Source organism: Paraburkholderia sediminicola (assembly GCF_046027825.1).
In the GTDB taxonomy this organism is placed as follows: Bacteria; Pseudomonadota; Gammaproteobacteria; order Burkholderiales; family Burkholderiaceae; genus Paraburkholderia; species Paraburkholderia sediminicola_D.
On record NZ_JAQQDU010000007.1, the window covers coordinates 97,367 to 123,376 of the forward strand.

Sequence of the window (26,010 nt, forward strand, 5' to 3'; positions counted from 1 at the left end):
GCGCTGCGCGCGCCGATGCGGTAATTCGGCGAACCACACGCTTGTGGGGCGACCCCCTCACTCCGCGTCGAGCCCGCATTCGCCGATTAGCCATTGGCGGAATGCGTTGACCGCCGGTGTCGCCGCGCGCTGCGTGACGAGCAGATAGCCGCGTTCGGTGACCACGGGCGTCTCAAACGGTTGGACAAGCTGCCCCGTGGCAACGAGCTCGTCGACCAGAGGCGCCCAGCCGAGCGCGATGCCCTGGCCCATGATCGCTGCGTGGGCGACGAGCGTAAAACTGTTGAACGTGATGCCGCGATGCGCGGCGGGCATCGCCAGGCCGTGCGCCGCGAACCAGTCGGCCCACGACAACCAGCGTGCCGGTTGGGTGGGCTCGAGATGCAGGAGCGGTAACGTCATCAAGTCTGACGGTGTGCGTAGTTGCGGATGCGCCGCGAGAAAATCTGGACTGCAGACCGGCATGACCCGCTCGGGAAATAGTTTGAGCGCGCCGCGCGCGGTCCAGTCCGCATCCGCATCGCCGAAGGCAATCGCAATGTCCGCTTGATCGTGCGAGGGATCGAATACGTTCTGCGACGTGATGATCTTTACGTCGACGTCCGGCATGAGTGCCTTGAATTGCGACAGACGCGGCATCAGCCAGTAGGTTGCGAAACCGAAATCGGTGGAGAGCGTGAGGGTTTGCGGCGTACGCCGCGCGCGGATTTCGGTGGTGGCAGCACGGATCGTGTCGAGGGCGTTGCGCACCGCTTCGAAGAGGAGTACGCCGTCTTCCGTGAGCGTGACGCCACGATGGCCACGCTCGAAAAGCGGTGCGCCGAGTGCTTCTTCGAGTTGCACCACGCGCTGACTGACCGCCGGCTGTGTCGAGCCCAGTTCGCGCGCGGCCGCCGTGAAGCTCGCGAGACGCGCTGCGGATTCGAACATCGTCAACGCCTGCATCGGCGGCAAACGATCCTGCCTCGACATAAGGCCCCCTTATAGGCACATAACGATTTGCCGTCTTCACAGCGGCGAATTGAACGGCAATAGTGGTGTTCACGCGGGGCCGGCACACCCGTTATTCCGCTTGCAACGACACCTTCATCCCTATCTGCGATTCTATTCGAGGCGCGCTCCAATGCTTGACACGAAACAGAATATTCTCATTCTGATGGCCGACCAGATGACGCCGTTTGCGCTTGCCGCATACGGGCATCGTCTAACGAAGACGCCCAATCTCGATCGCCTTGCGAAGCAGGGCGTGGTATTCGACTCGGCCTATTGCGCCAGTCCGCTGTGCGCACCGTCACGCTTTTCTTTTTTGTCGGGCAAGTTGCCGTCCGCGATCGGCGCCTACGACAACGCAGCAGAATTTCCGTCGCAAACACTGACGTTCGCGCATTATCTTCGTGCCGAAGGGTATCGCACGATCCTGTCCGGCAAAATGCACTTCTGTGGCGCCGATCAACTGCACGGATTCGAAGAGCGGCTCACAACAGACATCTATCCCGCGGATTTCGGCTGGACGCCCAACTGGGACGATGTCGAAACACGCCCCACGTGGTACCACAACATGAGTTCGGTGATTGACGCGGGGCCGTGCGTGCGCACAAACCAACTGGACTTCGACGATGAAGTCACGTTCACCACGCGTCAGAAGCTCTTCGATATCGCGCGTGAGCGACATGCCGGCAAAGATGCGCGGCCGTTCTGCATGGTTGCTTCGTTGACGCATCCGCACGACCCGTACGCGATTCCACGGAAGTATTGGGACATGTATGCGGACGAAGACATCGCGCTGCCCGCGCATCGCGATTCGTTCGACGAAGCCGATCCCCATTCGAAGCGCTTGCGGCACGTGTGCGAAGCCGACCGCACGCCGCCAACCGACCAGCAGATTCGCAATGCACGGCGCGCTTATTACGGCGCGATCTCTTACGTCGATGACCAGTTCGGCGCGATCATCGAGGCGCTCGAACAGTCAGGGCTTGCGAAAGATACCGTCATCGTCGTGACGTCCGATCATGGTGAGATGCTCGGCGAGCGGGGGCTCTGGTACAAGATGACGTTCTTCGAAGGTGGCTGCCGGGTGCCGCTGATCGTTCATGCGCCGCAGCAGTTCGACGCGCATCGTGTGCACGAGTCGGTTTCGCATCTCGATCTGCTGCCCACGCTGGTGGAAATGGCACGCGGCGAACAGCCTGCGGTCTGGCCGGATTCGCTCGATGGTCAAAGTCTCGTACCCCATCTGCTTGGCAAGCAAAGGACGCAAGGCACCCACGGCGGCCACGACGAAGCGATCGGCGAATACCTCGCGGAAGGCGCTATTGCGCCGATCGTGATGCTGCGGCGCGGGCGCTTCAAGTTCATTCACACGCCGGCCGATCCCGACCAACTCTATGACGTGGCAGCGGACCCGCTGGAACGCGAGAACCTTGCGGCTCGCCCCGACCATGCATCACAGGTCACGGCGCTGCGTGAGGAGATTGCGCGACGCTGGAACCTCGCCGCACTGCACAACGAAGTACTGAGAAGCCAGCGCCGCCGCCGTTTTCATTTCGAGGCCACGACGCAAGGCACGGTCGCGTCATGGGACTGGCAACCGCATGTCGATGCAAGCCAGCGCTACATGCGTAATCACATCGATCTCGACACGCTCGAGGCGATGGCGCGTTTTCCCGCGGTGACGCGTTGATGTCTCCGCTTACGATCCATCCCACCTGCAGGAAGCCGACATGATGAAAAAGCTCTTAAAACAGGCTGTATCCGGCGTTGCGCTGCTGTGCGCGGCGACCACCTTTGCCGCGGCCGCCGAGCCGCAGTCCTGCACGCAGGTCAACATGGCGGGCCCCGGCTGGACCGACATCGACGCCACCAATGCGATGACCGGCGTGCTGTTGAAGGCGCTCGGCTACCATCAGAACGTGGCGAATCTGTCGGTGCCGATCACCTATCAAGGTCTGAAAAAAGGGCAGATCGACGTGTTTCTCGGCAACTGGATGCCGGCGCAGGCGCCGGTCGTCAAGTCGTTCGAAGACGAAAAATCGATCGAGGTCGTGCATCCGAATCTGAGCAACGCGAAGTTCACGCTCGCGGTGCCCGATTACGTCGCGGCCGCAGGCGTGCATTCGTTCGCGGACCTCGCGAAGAACGCTGACAAGTTCGACAGCAAGATCTATGGCATCGAACCGGGGGCGCCGGCCAATCAGAACATCAAGAAGATGGTCGACGACAAGGCGTACGGGCTCGGTAGCTGGAAGCTCGTCGAATCGAGCGAGACCGGCATGCTCACGCAGGTCGAGCGCGCGGTGCGTGAGAAGAAATGGATTGTGTTCCTGGCATGGGAGCCGCATCTGATGAACACGAAGTTCAAGCTGACCTACCTCGACGGCGGTGACAAGTACTTCGGGCCGAACTACGGCGGCGCTACGGTCAATACCGTTGCGCGCAGCGGCTACGCCGAGCAGTGCCCGAACGTCGGCCGCCTGTTCCGGCAGCTCACATTCAATGTCGATCTGGAGAACGGCGTGATCACCGAGGTGCTGGAGAAGAAAACCGGCGTCGATGCCGCAGCCGCTGAAGCACTCAAGCGCCACCCCGAATTGCTGAAATCATGGCTCGACGGCGTGAACACCGCGAGCGGCGCCAACGGCTTGCAGGCGGTACAAACCGCACTCGGTGTGAAATAACCCCGGCATTCCTAACTACGAAGTCGCTACTCGACAGATTTATGTCGCATCCGGTCGAATCCTCATAAATCTGGACCCGTATTCTTGATCCGTCGATGCAGACATGACAAATGGTTACATGCATTGCCGATAGCTTCAATCAGTCTGATTAGCTTGATCGCTTGAGTCGATTCGGTTGGCTTTAGCGAGTTTCAATCCGTTTCAACCAGTCTCAGCCGATTTCGAACTGCCCGTCATGCGAGAAGCGCCGCGCGTTGCCAGACAACGCGCGGCGGGGATCGCTTTATCTAACGAAATACGCAGGCAAAGAGCAGGGGATAATTAGATGAAGAAGAGAAATGCCGTTAGCCTTTCGGGACTTGCTCTCGCGGCAAGCGCGGTATGCGCACCGACGGTGGCGCACGCGCAAAGCAGCGTCACCCTGTACGGGATTCTGGACGCAGGTATCACCTACGTAAACAATGCCGGCGGCGCACACCAGTTCAAGTTCGACGACGGCGTTTCGTATGGCAACCGGATCGGCTTCAAAGGCGTGGAAGATCTCGGCGGCGGCCTGCAAGCGGTATTCGTGCTCGAATCGGGTTTTCACCTGGGCAATGGGCAATATGGATTCGGTGGGGCTGAATTCGGACGCCAGGCGTATGTCGGCCTGAAGAATGGGTGGGGGACGTTCTCGTTTGGCAATCAGCTCGATATGACCGAAGAGTTTGTTTTCATGTACAACATCTCGGCATGGGCGAGCGGCTATGCGATTCACCAGGGTGACTTCGACCGGATGAACGGCGACCGTCTGCCGAACTCGGTGAAGTTCCTGTCGAACGATTTCGCCGGCTTCACCTTCGGCGGCATGTACTCGTTCGGCAACACCGCCGGCGACTTCCATCAGAAGAGCGCATGGAGCGTGGGCGCACATTACGACCACGGTCCGTTCAACATGGGCGTGGCGTACACGCAGTTGAACGATCCGTTCGGCATCTATGCTTTCGACCCGTACGCGATGATCGGCACGCGCACCTTCCTCGGCCAGCCGACCGTTTCCGTCGATCCGGCCACGGGCGCGGTGACCGATTTGTATAGCTCGTCGGCATTCCCGGTGGATAAGCAAGGCGCGTTTGCAGTTGGTGCCGCCTATACGATCGGCAACGTGATGCTCTCCGGCGATTTCACCTACACGACGATCAAGGGCTTCGGCCAGACCGCGCACATGCAGGTTTATGAAGCGGGCGCGTCGTATAACTTCACGCCTGCGTTGTCGCTGTACGGCGGCTATCAGCACACGGACTTCGAAGGCAGTCACTGGAACCAGGGTTCGCTCGGACTGCACTACCTGTTGTCCAAACGTACTGATGTCTATATTTCCGGCGACTATCTGCGTGCGTCGGATGGCGTGAATGCGGTGATCGGCTACAGCTTCGCGCCGTCGACGTCGAATACCCAATCCGATGTGCGGATCGGGATGCGGCATTCGTTCTGACGCATCTGCTGCGGGTCAGGCACTCTGTGCCAGTCAGGCGCTGTGGATACCGGTGCAATACCCCACATCTGGGCGGGCGTCATTCTGTGGCGACAGCGCTACCGCCCAGATAAGCTGCGCGAACCCGGTTGTCCTGGGCCAATTCGTGGGCCGGACCGGCGAGGGCGATGCGGCCGCTTTCCAGCACATAGGCCCGCTGCGCGATGCGCAGCGCCTGGCGCGCGTTCTGTTCGACAAGGAGGATCGAGGTGCCTTCCTTGCAGATATCGGCGATCATGCCGAAAATCGCTCGAACCAGTTTCGGCGCCAGGCCCATGGAGGGTTCGTCGAGCACGATGATGCGTGGCCGCAGCATCAGTGCGCGGGCGATCGCCAGCATCTGCTGCTCGCCACCGCTCAGCGTCCCGGCCAACTGGCTGCGTCGCTCGCCAAGCCGCGGGAAGGTCTGATAGACGCCCGCCATTCGCTGCTCGAGTACCGCGCTGTCGCGCCGGATCAGATAGCCGCCGAGCCGCAGATTTTCCTCGACAGTCAACGCGCCGAACATGCGACGGCCTTCCGGCACATGACCGAGACCCAGCGCCACAATCTGGTGTGCGCGCAGTCCGGCGAGCGGGTGCCCGGCCATCACGATCTGGCCCGCACGGGGGCGAATCAGGCCGGAGATGGCGCGGAGTGTCGTGGTCTTACCCGCGCCGTTGCTGCCGAGCAATGCCACGATCTCGCCCTCGCCGACGTCCAGCGAGATGCCATGCAGAACCTCTACGTTCCCATAGCTCACGTGCAGATCGCGGATTTCTAGGAGTCCCACAGCGATTTCTCCCCGGCTGCATCGTCGGCCGCTTCGTCGGCCTCGGCCGTGCCGAGATAGGCGTCGATCACGCGCGGATCGGCCTGAATCTCGGCGGGCGTTCCCTCGGCGATGATGACGCCGTGGTCCATGACGATGATCCGGTCTGACACGCTCATCACCAGCATCATGTCGTGTTCGATCAGTAGCACGGTCACGCCGAGATCCCGGATACGCCGGATCAACTCCATCAGCGCGTGCTTCTCAGTCGGGTTCATCCCTGCTGCAGGTTCGTCCAGCAACAAAAGGTGCGGGTTGCTGGCGAGGGCGCGGGCGATCTCCAGCCGGCGTTGATCGCCATAGGGGAGGTCGGCCGCGCGTTCGCCAGCACGTGCCCCGAGCCCGACGAACGCGAGCCAGCGCAGGCCTTCTGCTGCGTGATCAGCTTCCTCGGCGCGCGCGGAGGGCAACGCCAGCAGTTCGGCGACGAGCGGCGTATGAAGGCGATGGTCCATGCCGATCAGCACGTTCTCGAAGGCCGTCATGTTGGCAAACAGGCGGATACCCTGGAAGGTGCGTGCCATCCCGGCGTGGACGATGCGATGCGGCGCGCCGCCGGTGAGCGAGGTTCCGCGCCAAAGCACCTGACCCCCGGTCGAGCGGATCACGCCGGTGAGGCAGTTGAACACCGTCGTCTTGCCCGCACCGTTAGGGCCGATCAGGCTAAGGATTTCCCCGTTGCGTACGGAGAAACTGATACCCCCGACCGCCTGCACGCCGCCGAAGCGGCGCTGCAGGTTGCGCACCTCGAGCAGGACTTCATCGGTGACCGTGTCGCGAGGCGGGCGTGCTTCAGCTTCGGCTGCGCCCTGGCGCGGTGGCGCCACCCGGCGCAGCGGCGCCGGCCACAGCCCTTGCGGTCTGAGCAGCATCAGGATCACAAGCCCGATCGCGAAAGCGAAGATGCGCCAAAGGTTGAGAAAACGCAGCATCTCGGGTAGGCCGGCGACGATGACTGCGCCGAGTATCACGCCCGGTATGCTTCCCCGTCCGCCCAGCACGACGACGATCAGGATCGTCACGGACTGCAGATAAGTGAAACCGGTCGGGTCGATGGTTCCGAAGCGCGCCGCGAACAGGCTGCCGGCGAGACCGCCGATCAGTGCGCCCAGGATGTACGCCAGCATTTTGACGCGCAGTGTTGGCACGCCGACGGCCTCGGCCGCCGCCTCATCTTCGCGGATACTGGTCCAGGCGCGTCCGAGCCGCGACTGGCCGAGCCGGATCGCAAACACCAGCACCAACACGAGGAACGCGATGCCCAGCTCGTAGACTGCACCCGGCGAGCTGATTTCATAACCGAACAGGCTCGGGCTGGCGATGCCGTAGATCCCGTTGGGGCCACCCGTGATGTTGAGATTGGTGGCGACAATACGCGTGATCTCGCCGAACCCGAGCGTGACGATGGCCAGATAGTCGCTGCGCAGGCGCAGGGTAGGGTAGCCGATGACGATACCCGAAGCGCCGGCAAATGCCAGGCTGAACGGTAGCGTTTCCCAGAATGAGAAATGCAGCAGCGTTTCCAGCAGCGCCGTCGTGTAAGCGCCGATGGCGAAGAAGGCCGCATAGCCCAGATCCAGCAGGCCTGCATACCCCACCACGATGTTCAGCCCGAGGCCCAGGATCGAATAGGTGGCGATGGTCAGGCCGACATCGACGATATAGTTGCTGGCGACAGCAGGTAGTGCCGCGGCGGCGACAAGCAGCGCGACGCCGGCCGGACGAGATCGACGCAAGGCCCCCTGCAAGGCGCTCATAGCGCTACATTCTCTCGACGACGCGCTCACCGAACAAGCCGGTCGGCTTGATCACGAGCACGGCGATCAGGACACCGAACACGAGCACATCGGTCCACCGCGATGAGACATAGCCGGCGCCGAAGGACTCCAGCAGGCCAATCAGGATGCCGCCCGCCATGGCGCCCGGAATATTGCCGATGCCGCCAAGAACGGCAGCAGTGAAAGCGCGCAGGCCCAGCACGAAGCCCATGAAAAAGTTGATCTGCGTGTAGTAGAGCCCTTCCATGACGCCGGCTACGGCGGCCAGCGCTGAGCCCAGGAAGAAGGTAAGTTGAATCAGCCGCTCGACATCGATACCCATCAGACGCGCCGCGTCCTGATCGATCGCCAGTGCGCGCATCGCGGTGCCTATGAAGGTGCGGTGAACGAAGAAATACAACGCGAGCATCAACGCAAAGCTGGCGACGATGATACTGACCTGGGCGAACGTGATCTGCACGCCCTGGAATTCGAGTCCGGCCTGGCTAAGCACATGGGGATACGTGTTGAACCCGGCGCCGTAAAGCAGCAGCACGCCGTTCTCTAGCGCCAGCGAGACGCCGAGCGCCGTGATCAGAATGGACAGCCGCGGCGCGCGCAACAAAGGCTGGTAGGCCACGCGTTCGATTGCGAGGCCAAGTGCGCCCGTGACGACCATCGCGGCCACAAGGGCAATCAGCAGCGCGAACGCGAGCGGCACGTGCGCCGCGGCAAGTACCGTCAAACCGGTCCAGCCGATGAACGCCCCCACCATGAACAGATCGCCGTGAGCGAAGTTGATCAGCCGGATAATCCCATAGACCATCGTGTAGCCGAGGGCGACGAGGGCATAGAACGAGCCGATCGTCAGCCCTTCGATGACGAACTGGAAGAAGTTGCTCATGGCGGGGCGCGCGGCGCGACGGGGCCTATTTCATCGCCATCCAGTGTCCCGCGGCATCCTGTTTCTGGTAGGGCGCAAAACTGTCGCCGTGCACGATGATGGTGATGTACACCGCCAGACTGCGGTCACCCTTCGGGTTAAAGCCGATCGTTCCGGTTGCGCCCGGGTAGTTCGAGATCTTGTGCAGGGCGGCCGTGATCGCGGCGGGCGTCGCCGACTTGGCGTCAGCGATTGCCTTCGCCGTGACGCCGACGGCATCGTATTCGTAGACCGAATACGGTCCGGGCCCTTGCCCGTAGGCCTTCGTATAGTCGTCGACGAAGCTGTGCGCACCGCTCAGGAACTGCGCCAACGGCGCCGTGGTGATGATCATGTCATTGGCTGCCGGGCCGGCTGTCTTCATCAGTGTCGGGTCGTTGGTGCCGTCGCCGCCCATGAAGGTCATCTTCAGGCCGAGTTGTCGTGCCTCCTTCACCAGCAGGCCTGCTTCGGAGAAATAGCCGGTGTAGTAGATCACGTCTGGCTTCAGTGAGGCGACATGGGTCAGCGTTGGCGAGTAGTCCATCTGCCCCGGCGTGATCGCGTCGTCGTAGACCACATCGACACCGTCCTTTTTCAGGGCTTCCACGGTGTTATCGGCGAGGCCCTTGGCATAGGTCGTGTTGTCGTTGATCACGGCCGCACGCTTCACGTGTAGCGAATTCTTCATGAAACTGGCTGCAAACGGCCCTTGCTCGTCGTCACGGCCAATCGTACGGAACACGTTGTCGTAGCCCATCTCGGTTAGCTTGGGATTGGTCGACGCGTCCAGCACGTAGGGAATTCCGGCGCGATGAAAGGTCGTCAGTTCCGGTAGCGCCGCACTGGAGCAGTACCCGCCCGCCACGGCAACGACGCCCGCGTCGACCAGCTTCTGGGCGGCCTGTACAGCCGTCTGCGCGTCGCAGGCGTCGTCCTCCGGCACCAGTTCGATCTGTTTGCCGAGCACGCCACCCGCCGCATTGACCTTGGCGGCGGCAAGCTTGGCGCCATTGAGAATGTCCGTGCCGGCATTGGCGGAACTGCCCGACAGTGGCACCGGCACGCCGATCTTTATGGTCTGGCTTTGTGCCGGACTGGAGGCCATGCCGGCGAGCATGGCCAGAGCGGCCGATGCCGCGATTGTCGTTTGCCGCAGGACGCGACCTGCGCCCGGCGTACCATTCTTCTGAGCAATCATGTTGGAGACTCCTTATTGTGAAAGGGATCGGAGCGATCCGCCAGACGGCTATCCCGGTGGCATCAGAAAACGGATGGAAACGTACATCGCATACAAGTTGTAATCTGCCAGATCAACAGCCTGACTCCCGGTCTCATCGCAGCGCTACCTTGAAAGCGTCTGATTCATGATAGGACTCACCGGACACTTAAGCGGTATAGGGTATCCGCGTATAGGACACCATACAAAAAGGTTCGACAACGGTATATTGATTAACGGCAGAAATGCTCTGCATGGGGCTGGAGTAAGTGCTAAAGCACTAACTCCGGTCGACACAGGAGTCATCCATGAGAACGGTTGTGCTGGGAGGCGGAATTGCGGGCGTCACGGCCGCCTATTACCTCGCGAAGGAGGGCCGCGAGGTGACGGTGATCGACCGCCAGCCCGGCGTCGCGCTCGAGACCAGTTTTGCTAACGCCGGTCTGGTCGCGCCGGGACATTCGTACACATGGGCGTCTCCGCGTGCGCCGAAAATTCTGCTGAAATCCCTCTTCGTCGAAGGGCAGGCGCTGCGCCTCAAGCTGAACGCGGATCCTCACTTGTGGGCCTGGTGCTTCCAGTTCCTGCGCAATTGCACGGCGGAGCGTTCACGTCAGAACACAACGCGTAAGGTGCGGCTTTGCCTTTACGCGCAGAGTCAATTGCATCACCTGACCTCGGCCGAACACCTGGCCTACGATCGCGTCAGCCGCGGCCTGTTGTACCTGTATCGCGACGAAGCGTCTTTCGCGCGGGGCACGCAAAACATGGCGATCCTCGCGAACAACGGGCTGCCGCTTAAAACGCTCGATGCGTCGCAGGTGGCCGCGCGCGAACCGGCGCTCGCGCATGCGCGTGACAGGATCGCCGGTGCGATTTATTGTCCAACCGATGAAAGCGGCGATGCGCATCTGTTCACCCGCGCGCTGAAGGTGGTGTGTGAGCGCCTCGGCGTGCGTTTCGAATTCGATACGCCCATTAGCGCGATCGAAGCGTCCGGCGATCGGGTCGTTGGCGTGCGCACACCGGAGGGACTCGTACAAGGCGAAGAGTTCGTCCTGGCACTCGGATCATGGTCGCCGATCATGGCGCGCCGCCTGGGCTACCGGTTGCCGGTGTACCCGGTAAAAGGCTATTCCGCGACTTTTCCCATTGGGCCCGAGCATCGTCCGCCGGAGCTAGGGGGCGTCGACGAAAACAACCTCGTGGCATGGGCGCGGTTTGGCCAACGGCTACGCTTTACCGCGACCGCCGAGTTCGCCGGCTATGACACCCGCCACACGCCCGCTGATTTCAGGCAGATGCTGCAGGCCGCCCGCGAGTTGTTCCCTGACGGCGCCGACTACAGCCTCGGGTCCTACTGGGCCGGTCTGCGGCCGATGACGCCCGAGGGGACACCGCTAATCGGCCGCACGCGTCACCGGAACCTGTACCTGAACACGGGCCACGGGCACATGGGATGGACGATGTCGTGCGGCACTGCAAAACTGCTGGCCGACATCATGGCCGGCCGCCAGCCCGAACTCGACATGACAGGGATGACACTGAAATGAGCACGATTCCACTGCAGGACGATGCCTACGTCAGGCTCGAATTCGCGCTGGACGACGGCATCTGCCGGCGCGCTGCCATTGGACTGGTAGTACTCGCCACCGATCATACGATCGAACACGAGTGGCGCAAGCTGCTGACTCAGGACGGCGTGGCTTTCTATGAAAGCCGCGTGCTCAACTCGCCGGATATCACGCCCGAACGCCTCGCGGAAATGGAGGCGCGTATCGCTTCGGCTGTCGCGCTGATTCGTCCGGCCGAGCGGATCGATGTCGTGGCGTTTGGCTGCACGTCGGCATCGATGGTGATCGGCGAGGAGAACGTATTCGCGCGCATTCGTGAGGCGCGTCCGGGCGTCGCGTGCACCACGCCGATTACCGCTGCGCTTGCTGCGCTGCGCGCACTGGGCGTTCAGCGCGCCGCACTGTTGACGCCCTACGTGCGGTCGATCAACGACTATATGCGCGACTACATCGAGGCGCGCGGTGTCGGCATTACGCGCATGGCGTCGTTCGAACATGCCAACGATAACGAAGTGGCACGGATCGACACTGTGTCTCTGCGGTGCGCGGTCGAGCGCCTTGCACTGCAGCCGGATGTGGATGCCGTTTTCGTGTCATGTACGAGTTTGCGGATTGCCGAACTCGTTCCTGAACTTGAATCGAAGATCGGCAAGCCGGTGATATCGAGCAACTTCGCAATGGCCTGGCACGCGTTGCGACTCGCGGGCGTGGAAGACCGCGAACCGCAGCGTGGGAGATTGTTTGCGCTGTGACCGGCGGATTGCGTTTTGATGCCACGAGTTTCGTCGCAGCTTACCCGGCGCGCCCGAAGCTCATTTCTTCCAATCCGGCTGCTGCAGCGTCATACCGTGCTGCCCCTTGTATGCAGCGACGTCCGGCGACGTCCAGCCGTCCAGCATCTGCGGCGCGAGCCGGTAGACCTCGACGCCAAGCGGCCGGCACACCTCCAGCGGATCGCGCGCATCCGGTCCCCACATCGGCAACGAAAGATCGCCACCCGGACAGGTCGACAGCGCGCAAAGCAGCTCGATTTCCGCGAAAAATTCGAGGTAGTCCCCCTTCTTGGCGGGACATGCCTTCATGAAGTATTTGTCGTCGAGATTCAGGCCGGTGCACTGGAAAACGTTGAGCACGTCATGCACATCGTATTCGGTCAATCCGTACGGCGCGATCGCACGCGTGAGATTGGAGTGGCAGTGGAAATGAAAATCCTCACCGGTCAGCATGCGGTTGACGTAAGGATCGCAGCGCGTGCCCAGGAGATCATGAACGCGACCACCGTGTTCATCGATTCCGTAGTCCGCGAGGCTGTCGTCGGTGATCGTTACCATGGGACGCAGGAAGGGCAGCGTTGACCACAGACGGTCGAACGTGCTCACGTGTGCCTGCTGCAACTGACGCGTGCGCGAGGCCCACATGCGCTCGCGCGGATTGTGCTGGTTCCACATGTTCAGGTCGGCCACCTGCGGACCTTCGATCGTGACGATCCGGAACACATGACCGGCCGGCACGGTCCAGGCTTGACCGGACCTGATTGGCACGACGATCGATTCGACCAGCGTGCGGGTGTCGTGCTGCGAGGCGATGCGTTGATAGAACGTCTTGTCGACGTCGAGTGCGGAACCCTGGGTGGACTGGTAGGCGGCGGGGTAATTCAGCATGACGGCGGCTCCTTCATAGGGCTGGCGGACAGCTTGCGCAGAAGCACAGGGTAGGGCACGCACGGGCGGTCATTGCGCCGCGCCGTCGCCCTGCTTTTTGTGCTGCGACGCCATCCGCTCCTGCTGGGCGGGCGGTACCGGATCGTAGTGGCTAAGCTGAATGCTGTAGTTGCCGTGCCCGCCTGCGATGGCGTTCAGCCGCGACTGATAGTCGTTGAGTTCGGACAAGGGCACCTGTCCCGCGACGACCACGGCGTTGCCGGCGGCCGTGCGTGTGCCATGGACTTGCCCCCGCCTCGCCGACAGGTCGCCGATAATGTCGCCCATCGCGCCTTCCGGCGTCATGACCTCGATGTCCACGATAGGCTCGAGCAGGATGGGCTGAGCTTTCAGCACCGCATCGATGAAGGCCTTGCGCCCGGCGGAAACGAATGCCACTTCCTTGGAGTCGACTGAATGGCTCTTGCCGTCGAAGACGGTGACGCGCACATCCTGCATCGGAAAGCCGGCAAGCGGCCCGCCTTCGATGACCTGCTGGATGCCTTTTTCCACGGCGGGCATGAACTGGCCGGGAATGGCGCCACCCTTGACCGCGTCGACGAACTCGAAACCCGTGCCTCGCGGCAGCGGCTCTACGCGCAGCATCACTTCGCCGAATTGCCCGGCGCCGCCGGTTTGCTTCTTGTGGCGACAGTGCCCCTCGGCTTTGCCGCCGATGGTTTCCCGATAGGCGATTTTCGGCGGCCGTGTTACGACCTCGAGCTTGTACTGCTCGGATAGTCGCTCCAGCATGAGGCGCAGGTGCAACTCACCCAGACCGCGCACCACGGTCTCGTTGGTGCCGACCGGGTGCTCGATGCGCAGACACGGGTCTTCAGCGCTCAGTTTTTGCAGAATCTCCCAGAGGCGTTGCTCGTTGCCCCGGCGCGCAGGCTCGATCGCCAATCCATAGATTGGCGTGGGGAAGTCGAGCGGGGTCAGGTGGATGTTGCCGTCCTCGGGGGCGTCGTGCAGCACGGCATCAAAGCCGATTTCGTCGATCTTGGCCGTGGCGCAGATATCGCCTGGGCCGGCTTGCGGAACATCCACGTGTTCCTTGCCCTGCAGCATCATCAGATGGGCGACTCTGAACGGCTGGCGCCCGTCACCGATATAGAGCTGGCTATCGCGCCTGATCGTGCCCTGATGGATGCGAAACACCGCCATCTTGCCGATATAAGGGTCCATGACGATCTTGAAGGCGTGGGCCAATACATGCTTGTCGGCCACCGGTTCGGCGCGCACAACTTGTTGGCGGCCGCCGGCATCGCGGTAGAAGAGCGGCGGGTTGCCTTCCATGGGATTGGGCAGGAGACGGACGAATACGTCGAGCAATTCCGCGATGCCCGCGCCGTTGGCCGCTGACGTAAAGCAGATCGGGACCAGATGCGCTTCGCGCAGCGCCCGCTCGAAGGGCTCGTGCAACTGCTCCGGGCTGATCGCCTCGCCTTGCTCCAGATAAAGCTCCATCAAGGCGGGGTCGATCTCGACCACCTGGTCGACCAGCGCATTGTGCGCCGCCGCAACGGACAGGAAGTCGGCCTCGCCGGCAGGATTGAAAAAGCAATCCACTACCTGGCTGCCGTTTTGCGCTGGCAGGTTGATGGGCAGGCATTCCTTGCCGAAGGCCTCCTGGATTTGAGTCAGAAGCGCCGGCAGGTCGACCTTTTCGCCATCGATACCGTTCACGATGATCATTCTGCAGAGCTTGCGTTTCTCCGCCCACGCCATCATGCGCCGGGTGGTCATTTCGATGCCGGTCTGTGCGTTGATGACAATGGCGACGGTTTCGACCGCGGGCAGGGTACTGATCGACAGCCCGGAAAAGTCCGGATAGCCGGGCGTATCGAGTAGATAGATGCGTGTATCCCGGTAGTGCAGGTGGGCAATGGCGGAATTCAGAGAGTGGTGATATTTGCGCTCGAGCGGGTCGAAATCGCAGACCGTGGTGCCGCGCTCCACGCTGCCGGCCGCGCGTAACTCACCACCCTGGTAAAGCAGAGCTTCGACCAGCGATGTCTTGCCACAGCCTGCATGCCCGACCAGAGCAATGGTACGGATGGCTTCGGGGCTGTAATGCATGGTCGCCCTCGTCCAGTAGTGGATGTGGGGCCATTATTCGCGAAAACGGACCCGTGTGCCACACGACGTCATCATTCCATTCGGCCTTCCGTGTTCGCCAATATCGAACTAGGCGCAAAACCGGCTGTCTTTCTGACGCAACTGAGAAGCCGTGGATCGTGCGGCAAACCGCTTTTGCGTTACCTGTGCCGCCTGGGAGGAGCCGCGCGCCAGGTCAGTAGCACCAGCAGTGCGAATACCACGTAGGAGAGCGTAAACACCCAGGTTGGAAAATCGTAATAAAGCAGGCGGCTCACCCAACGCTGGATGAAACCTTGCGTTCCAACCGAGTCATTGCGCAGCCAGTCTTCGAGCGTAGTCAAGGGGCAGGGTGCGCCCAGCAGTGCTAAGCTCGATACGATGCCGATCGCGAGTAGATGAGCGAGCCGGAATAACCGGTGGTGGACCCATTCCCAACCGAGGCACGCGCCAACCCAGATCGCGGCGAGTCCGCCCACGATAAAAAGCGCGATCAGCGCGTGTGTCACGAGCACCGCATCGGCGAGCCAGATCATGAGTCAAGCCTGCGGGGCCGTCAGAGGGAGGCCACAATGATCGATTTCAGGGAAGCCCGGGAGTGGATGGTTGCACGGCAAATCGCAGGGCGCGGCATCCGCGATTCCAACGTGCTATCCGCGATGCGCCGTGTGCCGCGCGAGGAATTCGTCCCTGCGCAACTCCGTGAATATGCGTACGACGATAGTGCGTTGCCCATCCCGAGTCAGCAAGCGATTTCGCAACCTGCTGTTGTCGCGCAGATGATAGAGGCGGCCGAACTGGGTCCGCACGACCGGGTTCTCGACGTTGGTACGGGGTCAGGGTATGCCGCCGCCATTGTGGCGCTAATCGTGGCGCAGGTGCATTCCGTTGAGCGCGATCCGGTGCTCGCGGACACCGCTCGCGAGACGCTGGCGCGGTTGGGTTTTTCAAACGTGACCGTTCATCTTGGCGACGGCACGGTTGGCCTGGAGGCCTATGCACCGTATGACGCGATTATTGCGGGTGCTGGCGGTCCGCGTGTTCCGCGGGCTTGGTGTATGCAACTTTCGATCGGTGGACGCATCGTTATGCCGGTCGGGCGCGAGCATCATCATCAGCGATTGATTCAACTGGTACGCCACGGCGAACACGATTATCACGAACGCTGGCTAGGCGACGTGAGCTTCGTGCCGCTAATTGGTGAAGACGGCTGGGCGGATTATTAATTGTGCTGGCACCCTGGTTCAATCTGGTACCGAACCGGGTTGCTCTGATGCTCTCTTGGGCGGCGTAACCATGCTGCGGCGTGCTCAAAGTAACTTTGGCGTCTTCCGCGATGGACGACGATTACTGGATGGTGCGATCATCGGATGCAAGCCTTGTGACCACCATTGCCCACGACGAGGAGCGCATCCATGTGCGGTCGTTACGCTCGAGCTCGCTACGGCATCGACTATCTGATCCCGCTCGCCAGCGACCGCGATAATCGCTGGCCGCTCCTGAATGACGCGACGCCCACCGATACTCCAAGCTGGAATGCGGCGCCGGGGAGTCGGCAACCCGTGGTCTATCCGGATGGTGTGGTACGGCTGGTGCACTGGGGTTATCGGCCAGCGTGGGCCGTCGCGAAAGGCCTTCCGCAGATGATTAACGCGAAAGTCGAAAAGGCGGCCAGTTCAGCATGGGCCGCGATGTGGGAACGCGGGCGCATCATTGTGCCTGCCGACTACTGGTACGAGTGGAAAGCAGAGAGCAACGGCAAGCAGCCTTATGCCATCCATGCAAAAAGCGGTCAGCCGCTTTACGTCGCGGGCCTCACCAACGTCCGTCCGGACAGGGAACCACACGAAGGCGACGGTTTCGTGATCGTGACGGCTGAGGCAGGTGCTGGGCTGGTAGACGTCCATGACCGGCGGCCCGTGGTGTTCTCGGCGGACGTTGCTTGGGAGTATCTGGACTCGGCTACATCTGCTGAGCGTGCTGTTTTCCTCGCGCGAACCGCTGCCGAGACGCCCGAGGCGTTCGCCTGGTTTGCCGTGCCCCGCAAGGTCAACCGGTCCGGGCCTGATGGGCCGGATCTCGTCGAGCCGATGCAAGGGGATGCATCTTAGGCGGCTGGCGGGCAGCGGCTAAAGTTAAGCTGGCAAAAACTTAAATTACTCTTGTGCCAGATTGTCAGAGCACGAAAGATCTGACCGATCACGAATACTGCTACCGGGCAAAAATGACAGAAAACCTGGTCGGTTGCATTCCGCGAAATGCTGTAAGCTGAAAAATCGAAATGATTATGCTGGCGCGAAAACGATATGAAAACTCGCTCGCCACTTATTCTCTGCTTGCCGGTTGCGTTGTTCTTTGCTGCCTGCTTGCTGTCCCTTCCCACTTTCGTGGTTGCTGTTGCCTGGATGACAATCGGCGTGATGACGCTCGGACACCGCCCCTTTGAGAGCTTTCCGTCAACAGGTATTCGTCAGGAGTGGCTCCGGGGGTATCGCTCAGCGTTCGTGTGGTTCTATCACCTGGCGTGGTGGCCCTGGTACATGCGCTCGTCTATCCGAGACACAGCCGGTCAGATTGGAGAGGCGCTACGTCGAACGAAGAAATCGCAGGGTAAGAGGCCCGATAGCCCGTCGGACCACCAGTCAAATGGGGATCGTGAGTGAACGCGGAGCGAAAAAAGACCGGCGTGGGGCCGGCTTGAACGGTCTAGCGTCTGAGTGAGCCAGGACCTGAGAGGAGGTGAAGTACAGCCGCGACCTGCCCATCGGTGCGGAACGTGCCTGTCGCGTCCGTCCATAGCGCACTCGCCAAAATACTGTGTAAACGTGCAGTATCACGAGCTGCACGTAAAGGCCTAGACTGACCATTCCGACACAAACGCGGAGTGTGCCATGTTCAGCAAGACCGTCCGCCGGACACTTTCTGGTCTGACTTCGGCGCTTTCGCCAGCTCCGAAGGGCAAGCAGCGGGGCGCATATACCGTGAAATCGGCCCAACAACGCGCCGACGAAGCCTGGAGGCGCACGACGCACGGAGTGCACAGCTCCTTACTCCGTAAAGATCCGAAAGTGTGATTTTCGGAAACCAGAAGCAAAACCGAGTCTGCCGTCCGAAGTGGCTGTTATCGAAGCCGGAGAAGAACTATGACTGCGCCGCAAAAACTTTACGGTGTGACGCTGAAGCCCCAAGCCAGGGCTCCGCGCAAGCTGATCGAAGTCCCCGACCCCGAAGCGCGCCCGGACCTTTTGGAAGCCGTTCGCCGAGTCGTGGCTGAGAATCGGGAAGCCGGGGAGCGACGACCCCGAGACTAATTCGATCCAGTTTTATTTGGCCGACCTCCGAATTGGAAGCCACGATGTGTTGCCATGTGGGCAACACGTTTGGGCCGGTCGTTGCCTGAATGCTGTTCAAAAATCGTCAATTTTTGCCGACGTGGGGATGATGGTGGGAGCGGCCCGTCTTGCTGGACGGGCCAAAATGACTAGATCGATTTGAACTCCCGTATCGCTGTTAGCTACGCTGAACGAATCAGTGCGAGCGCAACGCATCCGGCCAGAGCGCCACATTCGCGGCAGGTCGACTGCGAGTGATCGCCAGCGCGCGAGTACCGCGGCGAACGTGCCTTCGTGCTTGGTGCATCGGATTTTGTCGACCACGGTCCAGCCACGCACATGCAGCGCGAAGCTGCGTCATCCGCTCATCGCCCCTAATACGCCCATGATTTCCTCAGCGAGCAGCAAGCTCGCAAGGCCGTGTCCCTGCTTTTCGCGGCGCACGAGGGAGAGCACGTTCCTGCTGAAGACGCGGTCACGAATCTGCCGGTAAGTGAGAATCTCCTGGCGGTGCTCCTCCGCGATGTCGAACTTGCTGAGAAACGCAATGCTTTCGCTTGCAGCGGCGAGGCGTTTCATCGTCTCGATCGAATTCGTTCGAAAGGCTGGTTCGACGCTGAGTCCCGCTTCCACGAAAGTATCGGCGACTATGCCGTGCATCAGCATGGACCGGTCGGCGAAGATGAGTGGATAAGATGTGCAGTAGGCGAGCGGTATGGACTCCATACGCGCCAATGCATGGTTCGGTGCGATCACGGCACCGAGGCGCGTGTCCATCTCCCAAAGGATTTCGAGTTGCGGCGATGGCGCCAGGTTGAAGCCCAGGCCCAGATCGGCTTCACCGCTGACAAGCGCGTCCAGGATTTCGCGCCCGGACGTGGCCCTGATCGAAATCTTGATATGAGGGTGGTGCGCACAGAAACTTGCCGCTGCAGTGGAGGCGATTCCGCTGGCCAGCCCGGTCACTGTGGCAATGATCACCTCGCCCTTCTGCAGCGTCTTGAGGTCGCGTATCTCGGCTTCGACCTGGCGGTATTCCAGAATGGTTCTGCGCACGTGGGCCAGCAGGATTTCTCCTGCCGGCGTCGGTCGCAGCCCGCGCGGCAGGCGCTCGAACAGCGGTTCGCCGATTTCCTCTTCAAGGAGCAGCAGATGCTTATTGATGGCGGAAGGGGCAATGTGCAGCTTTTCGCCGGCGCCGCGGATCGAGCCGGAACGTGCAACCTCGTCGAGGTAGCGCAGCAATCGTGAATGGAGCATGTTCGGCTGCCTCTCTGGTCGGTCGCCTGTCTCTCTCTGGTCGGCATAGCGTACTCGAAAAGTGCACACTCCGTGCAAAAAACGCTTCTTTTTAGAAACACTCACTTCAGTCTTAATTGCACCAGTCGCGTTGGTTTGTAGTTCGTTGCGGCGCGGCAAAAAGCAGCCTCAAACTAATTGATGAAAGTGAGACAACCATGTATCAAGAAGTCAGCGAGAGAAGCGTCACGGCGTCCGGGCAGCATGGCCAGGCTAGTGCCCACTATGACCAGGTGAGAGCGATCTTCGAGGTTCTCAACGGAAGGAAGGAGGCCGATCTTCTCCTGAAAAATCTGAATATCCTTGATGTCCACAGCGAAACTGTCTATCAAGGGTCCATCCTGATTTACGACAAGCGCATCGTCGCATTGAATCCTGACGAAATGGCTATCAAGGTACGTGAGGTTTTTGACGGTGAAGGCCTTTATGCCATTCCAGGGCTGATCGACGCTCACGTCCACTTCGATGCGCAATTGGCCCATCCGGCAGCGTTCGCCGAGGCCATCGTCCCCTGCGGCACGACCACCATTTTTTCTGAATGCCTCGATTTTGTGAGCGCGGCGGGCGCGGAAGCGGTGCAGGCAACCGAGCAACTGTTCAAGAACCACGAACGCCTACCTTATCGGGTCTACGCATTTGCACCCGGAAAGAAAACTTCCGTGGCGGTCACCGACGCCCTGCTGAAGATGGATCCGGTGATCGGCCTGGGCGAACTCGCGCACCTCACCTACAGCGTGGGCAATGACGACGACTTCCGCAAATCTGCCTTGGGACGTGCCAAGGGCGGCTTCATGAACACGCACTGGGGCGTGACCACGCTGTCGGACATGATGCTGAACTACATGCCCGCGATCGGCGCCTTCGCCAACCACGATGTCTGGAAGGAGGACGACATCGAGAAGAGCGTCCGCTACGGCCTTCAGACGCAAATCAAATTCGGTGTCGGCAGCAGTGAGGTGATCAAAATCATGCTGCGTGCGATCGTCAAGCGCAAGTGGCCTGCCGAGAATTTCCAACTGTGCGCGGACAATATCTCGGTCGACCGCCTGCTGACCAAGGGCCACATGGACTGGATCGTTTCGCTGTGCGCTGAAATGGGCATCGAGCCGATCAAGGCGATCAAGATGGCGACCCTCTACACGGCGCGTGCGTTCCGGATGGACAACAAGTTCGGTTCCCTGACGCCAGGCCGGTTCGCCGATATCGTGCTGACCGACAGCCTGTCGAAGATCAACCCGCGCTTTGTTTTCAAGGATGGCGAACTGGTCGCCAAAGATCGCAAGCTGTTGAAGCAAGCCGATATCGACTATTCCAGCATGGTGAAAAAACCGGTTCCAGGTCTCGGCAATCTGACGCCGGAACAACTGGAGCTTGTTCCACTGGAAATCTCCGCAGATGGCGAGCAGGCGAAGGTGTACCTGTTCGACGTCTATGGCCGAGGCCACGAGAAGTTCTATCAGGAAGTGTGGGTGCCGTTGCGGGACGGCAAAGTCGTCGCCGAAGTAGGGGGCGTCAAGCTCAACCGGATTTCGGTCGTACAGCGCTATGCCGACGGTAAGCGCCATGTGGTCAACGGTCTGTTCAAGGGCGTTTATGTCGATCGCGGCGCTGTGGCAACGTTTTGGCCCGCGCCCAAAGCCTACTTCGTTGCGGTCGGACCGAACAGCGCAGAAATGTGCCACTGCCTCCAACAGGTCGACGCCTATGCGGGCGGCTGCGTCGTCACTGACAACAAGGAAGTCAAGGCGGTGCTGCCCTTGGATATCTACGGCGTCCAGGCCAACATGAACCTTTCCGACTTGCTTAGCGCGACCCGCGCCGTCGACGCCGCGTTAGAGGCGATGGGTAATCGCAATGAAGGCGAGCCCGTGGTGAACAAACTGTTGACCTTGTTCATCTCTCTCGACCGGTTCGGTTTCATGGTTTGATGCTAACCCGATAGGAGGAGAAGGCCGGTGGGTGCATTAGATTACCGCCGGCCGTGGGAGCTGAGGATGGAACCGGCACGTTCACTCCGGTAAATCGCGGAAAACGCTTCACCATAGCGCGGTGTCCCATCATCAAGAAAAGTGAGCAGCACCGCACAAAAGCAGGAAGACAACCAAGGGGCAGTAATGGCGCACCATGCAAGGGAAGCTGAAGTCATTGATACCGGGAGCCTTAAACGGCGCTGGATCACCTACGTCATTGGCATTTATATACTGACCATGGGCATTAGTCTGGCCGTCAGGGCCGGCATAGGCATTTCGCCGCAAAGCAGCCTGACCCGAACGATGACCCTCGTGTACCCGCGTCTCAGTCAGGGCACGTACAACTTCATGCTTGAGTTGTTCATGCTGTTCCTGACTTATCTGGCTGCGCGGAAAGACTTCAAACTGAAGAATTTCGCCTCGTTGATTCCGGCGTTTGTGCTGGCTACGTGCCTGGATCTGAATCTGATGCTGACCAGGTCGATCGGTTTTCAGGACTATCTTCCGAAATTCTTCCTGTTAGCTTTCGCAGATGCATTGCTGGCTTTCGGCCTGTTCCTGATGATCCGGGCGAATCTCGTGCTCATGCCGATCGACATGTTCGTCAATACGCTTTTCAAGCGCACTGGATTGAGATGGGGGGACATCAAGACGGCTTTCGACTGCACGCTTTTGATCATTAGTGCAGCGATCGGTTTCGCCCTGCTTGGCGGACCCAAATTCATCCGCGAAGGCACGTTCATGAACGCCATTCTGGTGGGGCAGTACATCAAACTCTATTTCTTTCTGTTCCAGAAAATCAAAACTGCGATCGTCTCGTATCACCGAAGATCGTTGGAGCACCGCTCCTATTCGCGTCAGCGCTTTTGATCCAAGGCGGTTGCCAGGGATTGGGTCGATGGCGATCGTCCAGGTTTGCGTGTCGCATCAGAATCGACGCTGCGCACGTACCATCGCGGGGAACATCAAGGGCGGCTCCCCAAACAATCGATTGTTTGTGATCGTGTGATCGCCTGCAGGTCGCATCCGGCACACTGCCGCATTTGATTTGCGGCCAGAGCACAGGCCTCGAATTCCGCCTCAAGTATAAGTTGCGCCCGCAATTACCCCTGGCTTCGAGACGTCAATCACGACGTCCGCATCCACTCGTCATTTGAAAGAGCGAAAGAGGCAATACTATGTTTGTAGAAAGTGCTTGCACTGCTTTGCTGAAAAGGATTTACCGCATTACTGCGATAATCGCTTCTATGGTGATAGGCGCTCACGCATACGCGCAATCGAGCGTCCAGCTATATGGCATCGTCGATACATGGGTCGGCGTCCAGAAATATCCCGGCAAAGCTGCTAGCTGGCAGGAAGGTGGCGGTGGTCTGTCTACCTCGTTCTGGGGCTTCGGCGGTCAGGAGGACCTGGGCGGCGGCTACAAGACGATTTTTGCTATCGAGGGTTTTTTCCGTCCACAGAATGGCGCGTACGGGTCGTTCAACGGCGATCCGTTCTTCTCACGCAATGCGTATGTCGGCCTCACGACACCTGCCGGCACGGTGACGCTCGGACGCCAGAGCAGTCTGCTGTATTTGCAGGCATGCCAGTTCAATCCGTTTTACGCCTCTTTCACATTCTCGCCGACCATCGTCCAGATGTATGCCGGCCTCGGTACTTATCCGGCGTACAAGACCGATCAGGGGATCGTCGGCGGGACCGCCTGGAGCAATGCAGTCCAGTATGCCACTCCTGATCTGCACGGATTTACCGGCCACGCAATCTACGCGTTCGGTGACAGCAGCTCTGGGAACGGCAGCAAGCAGTACTCGCTCCAGGCTTCTTATCGGAACGGTCCCTTTGCCGCCGGCGCCGTCTACCAATACGCGAACTTTAACTCGACGGCAGGCGACCTGAATTCCCTGCTGAAGGGTTTTCACAGTCAGACAGCGACCCAGCTCGCGGCCTCGTACGAGTTTTCGATTGCGAAGCTATACGGCGAATACACCTATACCGATGACAATGTGATCAGCAAGGATCTCCACGTCAACATGTTCGAAGGCGGCGCGGCAATCGCTGTTGGAACGGGCAGGGTTCTGGCGTCGTATGCGTATTCGCGCGATTCCGGCGGACTCAATCAGACCCGCCAGACTGCATCGCTAGGATACGACTACCCGCTCTCCAAACGCACGGATCTCTACGCCGTGTACATGTACGACCATTTTGCCGGCTTGTCGTCTGGCGAGACTGCGGGCGTGGGGATTCGCGCGCGGTTCTAGGCATGCGGCGCCACCATCAAAGTCCGCGGGACGGTGGCCAGGACGTAACTGGCGCATCGCTACGCGGCTTGCGCCGCGAGCTGCGCAGTCCGAGCGCACGAATCCCCCGCAATTGTGGAGGCATGGCATGCGGCGCAAAAGACAGAAACCCATAAAGCGGACTGGGCGCAATACGCGCGCGCCATGGGCGGCGTCGCGGGCGAAGAGCGCCTGATTTACGTTAAGCGCACCACGCAGCACCGCGAAGGCCGGTACGGCATTGCACCGGTCAAGGTGCCACACGGTATTGCGGCCACGGGCATTGCGTACATCGTAGACGGTATGTGCGCGTACTCGAAGGAAACAGAGATTTTTGTTCCTGCTACTCGCTATGAGTGGCGGAAGGTTGAGCGCAGCGGCGAAGCCGCGAGCACTCGGACTTGTGTCAATAACTGTACGCGCAACGATCGGCCAGGGGTGGCCGGTCCGGTTGCGCAACTGGGTCGCAGCAATAAAATCAGCGTCAGCGGGGAAGGGAACGGTGCGAGATGGGGTCAACGGAACCTGTAGACCGAGGAGGTCCCGTGACACAAATGAAGATCGATTGCCCATGCTGCGGCGGCGAAATTGACGCACGCCATACCGAAAGTCTGTCTACAACGCTGCGGCGCATGTACTTCGTTTGCGAGGACTGCGGCTATCGCACCCCGGCGGGCTTTGAAATCCTGTTCTCGCTGTCGGCGCCGTCACGGCCGCGCGAAGGCGTGTCGCTCGAAGTGCGGCCGTCGCCGATGCTTCGCGGCGCGGTGAACGCGCACAGGACGATGCATCGGGAGAACCGACCGTGAGATTCACAATCGCCTGCCCGCATTGCAACGCTCGCGGTATCGCGCGCGCGATGGAAAAGAAATCAGAGACGGATTGGGAGATTGACTTTCAGTGCGACGACGTGACATGCGGCCACACCTATCGCACGAAACTCGAAATGTTCCCGCCCGAACTGCCAATACCCAAACGGCAGAGGCGAAGCAACACCGAACTGCAGTTTGATCTTTAACCAACTCCGGGGGGAGCGAAACGGGATGACTAGAGCTCCACCAGCGTTACTCGCGCTCGCGGCCACCACAACTGCGGCCTGTCTGTCGATAGTCGCAAGATGGCAGCGGGGCGGGTTACTTGGCGAGCGCGTGCTCCTCGTCTGCGTGGGCATCGTGCTGGTTGTTGCCGCTCACCTTCTTCCCGCGCTGTGTCGTCCTCATGGCTCGCGGATTCGGGCGCTCGGCATAGTGCTGTGGATTGGTTGTATGACGGCGACTTGCTACGGGCACGCCGTGTTTTTCGTCATGGCACAAAAACATGCAGGTGAAGTCCGTGCGGCGGTCGTTCCGGTAGTCTCCATTCCCGATCGCAATCTGGCAGGGATCGCCAGTGAGCGCGCCGGCATCGTAGCGCGACTTGCCCGCGAAACCGAACGTAGGTGCAACGACCGATGCGCAGCGGTTCGCATCGAACGCACCGCCCTCAATGCGCGACTCGTCGCACTCGACGCCGAGTCGGCCGAAGTGAGGCGTCGAGAATTGGCGTTCGACCGAGCAGACGCCGAGCGCACGGCGGCGAAAGCTGATCCGCTTGCAGGCTTGTTGACTGCTTTCGGCGTCGCTGCCGGTCGCATCGATCTGTTTGCGGGTATGGCGTTCGCCGTCGTGATTGAGGAGGGCGCCTGCTTCTGCTGGCTGCTCGCGCTACGGCTTGGCGACACGACCGTCAAAGCAGTCACGCCCGCACGAGGCGCCGGTCACGTACTGCCAGTCACGAAAAGCGATGCGTCGCGCGCACTGAGATACGCCGGGACGCTCCCGGTTTTTGTATGCACAAAAATAGATTGCAAGCCTTAGTTAT

Annotated in this window: 22 protein-coding genes; 13 read left to right on the forward strand and 9 right to left on the reverse strand. The window is 60.5% G+C overall.

The features are described 5' to 3' along the window. Positions 1-57: 57 nt before the first annotated feature. Positions 58-972: a choline sulfate utilization transcriptional regulator gene (locus PQQ96_RS05790; RefSeq protein ID WP_408289904.1), complete on the reverse strand. Its 915-nt coding sequence runs from the start codon at positions 970-972 to the stop codon at positions 58-60. 151 nt (positions 973-1,123) lie between these two features. Here PQQ96_RS05790 and betC point away from each other — a divergent pair, with 151 nt between their 5' ends. From betC to PQQ96_RS05805, 3 genes are all read left to right on the forward strand, one after another. After that, positions 1,124-2,680 carry a choline-sulfatase gene (betC, locus tag PQQ96_RS05795; RefSeq protein ID WP_408289906.1) on the forward strand — a complete coding sequence of 519 codons (1,557 nt, stop codon included), beginning with the start codon at positions 1,124-1,126 and terminating at the stop codon, positions 2,678-2,680. 40 nt (positions 2,681-2,720) lie between these two features. Beyond that, positions 2,721-3,674, forward strand: coding sequence for a choline ABC transporter substrate-binding protein (locus tag PQQ96_RS05800; protein WP_408289908.1), 954 nt, complete (start codon positions 2,721-2,723; stop codon positions 3,672-3,674). Between the two features lie 325 nt (positions 3,675-3,999). After that, the gene (locus tag PQQ96_RS05805) at positions 4,000-5,148 is read left to right on the forward strand and encodes a porin (RefSeq protein ID WP_408289910.1); all 1,149 of its coding nucleotides are present in this window, start codon (positions 4,000-4,002) and stop codon (positions 5,146-5,148) included. 79 nt (positions 5,149-5,227) lie between these two features. Here PQQ96_RS05805 and PQQ96_RS05810 read toward each other — a convergent pair whose 3' ends face one another. From PQQ96_RS05810 to PQQ96_RS05825, 4 genes are read right to left on the reverse strand one after another with little or no spacing between them, the layout of a single operon-like run. After that, complete coding sequence (locus PQQ96_RS05810) at positions 5,228-5,959, reverse strand: ABC transporter ATP-binding protein (RefSeq protein ID WP_408289912.1); 732 nt, start codon at positions 5,957-5,959, stop codon at positions 5,228-5,230. Continuing rightward, complete coding sequence (locus tag PQQ96_RS05815) at positions 5,947-7,755, reverse strand: branched-chain amino acid ABC transporter ATP-binding protein/permease (protein ID WP_408289914.1); 1,809 nt, start codon at positions 7,753-7,755, stop codon at positions 5,947-5,949. The genes PQQ96_RS05810 and PQQ96_RS05815 overlap by 13 nt, the downstream gene beginning before the upstream one ends. Positions 7,756-7,759: 4 nt before the next feature. Beyond that, positions 7,760-8,659, reverse strand: a complete 900-nt coding sequence (locus PQQ96_RS05820) for a branched-chain amino acid ABC transporter permease (RefSeq protein ID WP_408289916.1) — start codon at positions 8,657-8,659, stop codon at positions 7,760-7,762. A 25-nt stretch (positions 8,660-8,684) separates the two neighbouring features. Continuing rightward, positions 8,685-9,878 (reverse strand): branched-chain amino acid ABC transporter substrate-binding protein, encoded by a 1,194-nt coding sequence (locus tag PQQ96_RS05825; protein ID WP_408289918.1) that lies wholly within the window; start codon positions 9,876-9,878, stop codon positions 8,685-8,687. A 326-nt stretch (positions 9,879-10,204) separates the two neighbouring features. On the opposite strand from PQQ96_RS05825, the gene PQQ96_RS05830 reads away from it, so the two are divergent. Continuing rightward, on the forward strand, positions 10,205-11,449 hold the full coding sequence (locus tag PQQ96_RS05830; protein ID WP_408289920.1) for a D-amino acid dehydrogenase: 1,245 nt from the start codon (positions 10,205-10,207) through the stop codon (positions 11,447-11,449). Further along, a complete protein-coding gene (locus tag PQQ96_RS05835; RefSeq protein WP_408289922.1) occupies positions 11,446-12,222 on the forward strand; it encodes a maleate cis-trans isomerase family protein in 777 nt (258 codons plus the stop codon). The genes PQQ96_RS05830 and PQQ96_RS05835 overlap by 4 nt, the downstream gene beginning before the upstream one ends. Before the next feature lie 60 nt (positions 12,223-12,282). Here the strand turns inward: PQQ96_RS05835 and PQQ96_RS05840 are convergent, their stop codons facing one another. The 3 genes from PQQ96_RS05840 to PQQ96_RS05850 form a co-directional block, all read right to left on the reverse strand. Further along, positions 12,283-13,131, reverse strand: a complete 849-nt coding sequence (locus PQQ96_RS05840; RefSeq protein ID WP_408289924.1) for an urea carboxylase-associated family protein — start codon at positions 13,129-13,131, stop codon at positions 12,283-12,285. Positions 13,132-13,200: 69 nt separating this feature from the next. Next, positions 13,201-15,252, reverse strand: coding sequence for an elongation factor G (fusA, locus tag PQQ96_RS05845; protein ID WP_408289926.1), 2,052 nt, complete (start codon positions 15,250-15,252; stop codon positions 13,201-13,203). 179 nt (positions 15,253-15,431) lie between these two features. Then, positions 15,432-15,806 (reverse strand): DUF2784 domain-containing protein, encoded by a 375-nt coding sequence (locus PQQ96_RS05850; RefSeq protein WP_408289927.1) that lies wholly within the window; start codon positions 15,804-15,806, stop codon positions 15,432-15,434. Between the two features lie 36 nt (positions 15,807-15,842). Between PQQ96_RS05850 and PQQ96_RS05855 the strand changes: the two genes are divergently transcribed. After that, a complete protein-coding gene (locus tag PQQ96_RS05855) occupies positions 15,843-16,496 on the forward strand; it encodes a protein-L-isoaspartate(D-aspartate) O-methyltransferase (RefSeq protein ID WP_408289929.1) in 654 nt (217 codons plus the stop codon). A gap of 189 nt (positions 16,497-16,685) precedes the next feature. Further along, on the forward strand, positions 16,686-17,381 hold the full coding sequence (locus tag PQQ96_RS05860) for an SOS response-associated peptidase (protein ID WP_408289931.1): 696 nt from the start codon (positions 16,686-16,688) through the stop codon (positions 17,379-17,381). Positions 17,382-18,959: 1,578 nt separating this feature from the next. Here the strand turns inward: PQQ96_RS05860 and PQQ96_RS05865 are convergent. Continuing rightward, complete coding sequence (locus PQQ96_RS05865) at positions 18,960-19,847, reverse strand: LysR family transcriptional regulator (protein ID WP_408289933.1); 888 nt, start codon at positions 19,845-19,847, stop codon at positions 18,960-18,962. A 212-nt stretch (positions 19,848-20,059) separates the two neighbouring features. Between PQQ96_RS05865 and PQQ96_RS05870 the strand changes: the two genes are divergently transcribed. The 6 genes from PQQ96_RS05870 (at position 20,060) to PQQ96_RS05895 (ending at position 26,006) form a co-directional block, all read left to right on the forward strand. Beyond that, positions 20,060-21,829: an amidohydrolase family protein gene (locus PQQ96_RS05870; RefSeq protein WP_408289934.1), complete on the forward strand. Its 1,770-nt coding sequence runs from the start codon at positions 20,060-20,062 to the stop codon at positions 21,827-21,829. A 141-nt stretch (positions 21,830-21,970) separates the two neighbouring features. Next, positions 21,971-22,741, forward strand: coding sequence for a YczE/YyaS/YitT family protein (locus PQQ96_RS05875; protein ID WP_408289936.1), 771 nt, complete (start codon positions 21,971-21,973; stop codon positions 22,739-22,741). Between the two features lie 308 nt (positions 22,742-23,049). Continuing rightward, positions 23,050-24,132 carry a porin gene (locus PQQ96_RS05880; RefSeq protein ID WP_408289938.1) on the forward strand — a complete coding sequence of 361 codons (1,083 nt, stop codon included), beginning with the start codon at positions 23,050-23,052 and terminating at the stop codon, positions 24,130-24,132. Positions 24,133-24,704: 572 nt separating this feature from the next. Then, positions 24,705-24,959: an ogr/Delta-like zinc finger family protein gene (locus PQQ96_RS05885; protein WP_408290030.1), complete on the forward strand. Its 255-nt coding sequence runs from the start codon at positions 24,705-24,707 to the stop codon at positions 24,957-24,959. Continuing rightward, positions 24,956-25,168, forward strand: a complete 213-nt coding sequence (locus PQQ96_RS05890) for an Ogr/Delta-like zinc finger protein (RefSeq protein ID WP_179731908.1) — start codon at positions 24,956-24,958, stop codon at positions 25,166-25,168. Before PQQ96_RS05885 ends, PQQ96_RS05890 begins: the two co-directional genes overlap by 4 nt. Before the next feature lie 145 nt (positions 25,169-25,313). Further along, positions 25,314-26,006: a hypothetical protein gene (locus PQQ96_RS05895; protein WP_408289940.1), complete on the forward strand. Its 693-nt coding sequence runs from the start codon at positions 25,314-25,316 to the stop codon at positions 26,004-26,006. Positions 26,007-26,010 lie beyond the last annotated feature (4 nt).

Bases quoted from the DNA above. Each gene is read 5' to 3' on its own strand.
- PQQ96_RS05800 (WP_408289908.1), top strand. From the start codon at position 2,721: ATGATGAAAAAGCTCTTAAAACAGGCTGTATCCGGCGTTGCGCTGCTG.
- fusA (WP_408289926.1), bottom strand. From the start codon at position 15,252: ATGCATTACAGCCCCGAAGCCATCCGTACCATTGCTCTGGTCGGGCAT.
- PQQ96_RS05870 (WP_408289934.1), top strand. From the start codon at position 20,060: ATGTATCAAGAAGTCAGCGAGAGAAGCGTCACGGCGTCCGGGCAGCAT.
- PQQ96_RS05805 (WP_408289910.1), top strand. From the start codon at position 4,000: ATGAAGAAGAGAAATGCCGTTAGCCTTTCGGGACTTGCTCTCGCGGCA.
- PQQ96_RS05830 (WP_408289920.1), top strand. From the start codon at position 10,205: ATGAGAACGGTTGTGCTGGGAGGCGGAATTGCGGGCGTCACGGCCGCC.
- PQQ96_RS05825 (WP_408289918.1), bottom strand. From the start codon at position 9,878: ATGATTGCTCAGAAGAATGGTACGCCGGGCGCAGGTCGCGTCCTGCGG.
- PQQ96_RS05835 (WP_408289922.1), top strand. From the start codon at position 11,446: ATGAGCACGATTCCACTGCAGGACGATGCCTACGTCAGGCTCGAATTC.
- betC (WP_408289906.1), top strand. From the start codon at position 1,124: ATGCTTGACACGAAACAGAATATTCTCATTCTGATGGCCGACCAGATG.
- PQQ96_RS05860 (WP_408289931.1), top strand. From the start codon at position 16,686: ATGTGCGGTCGTTACGCTCGAGCTCGCTACGGCATCGACTATCTGATC.
- PQQ96_RS05820 (WP_408289916.1), bottom strand. From the start codon at position 8,659: ATGAGCAACTTCTTCCAGTTCGTCATCGAAGGGCTGACGATCGGCTCG.
- PQQ96_RS05850 (WP_408289927.1), bottom strand. From the start codon at position 15,806: ATGATCTGGCTCGCCGATGCGGTGCTCGTGACACACGCGCTGATCGCG.
- PQQ96_RS05880 (WP_408289938.1), top strand. From the start codon at position 23,050: ATGTTTGTAGAAAGTGCTTGCACTGCTTTGCTGAAAAGGATTTACCGC.
- PQQ96_RS05815 (WP_408289914.1), bottom strand. From the start codon at position 7,755: ATGAGCGCCTTGCAGGGGGCCTTGCGTCGATCTCGTCCGGCCGGCGTC.
- PQQ96_RS05885 (WP_408290030.1), top strand. From the start codon at position 24,705: ATGAAGATCGATTGCCCATGCTGCGGCGGCGAAATTGACGCACGCCAT.
- PQQ96_RS05840 (WP_408289924.1), bottom strand. From the start codon at position 13,131: ATGCTGAATTACCCCGCCGCCTACCAGTCCACCCAGGGTTCCGCACTC.
- PQQ96_RS05790 (WP_408289904.1), bottom strand. From the start codon at position 972: ATGTCGAGGCAGGATCGTTTGCCGCCGATGCAGGCGTTGACGATGTTC.
- PQQ96_RS05855 (WP_408289929.1), top strand. From the start codon at position 15,843: ATGATCGATTTCAGGGAAGCCCGGGAGTGGATGGTTGCACGGCAAATC.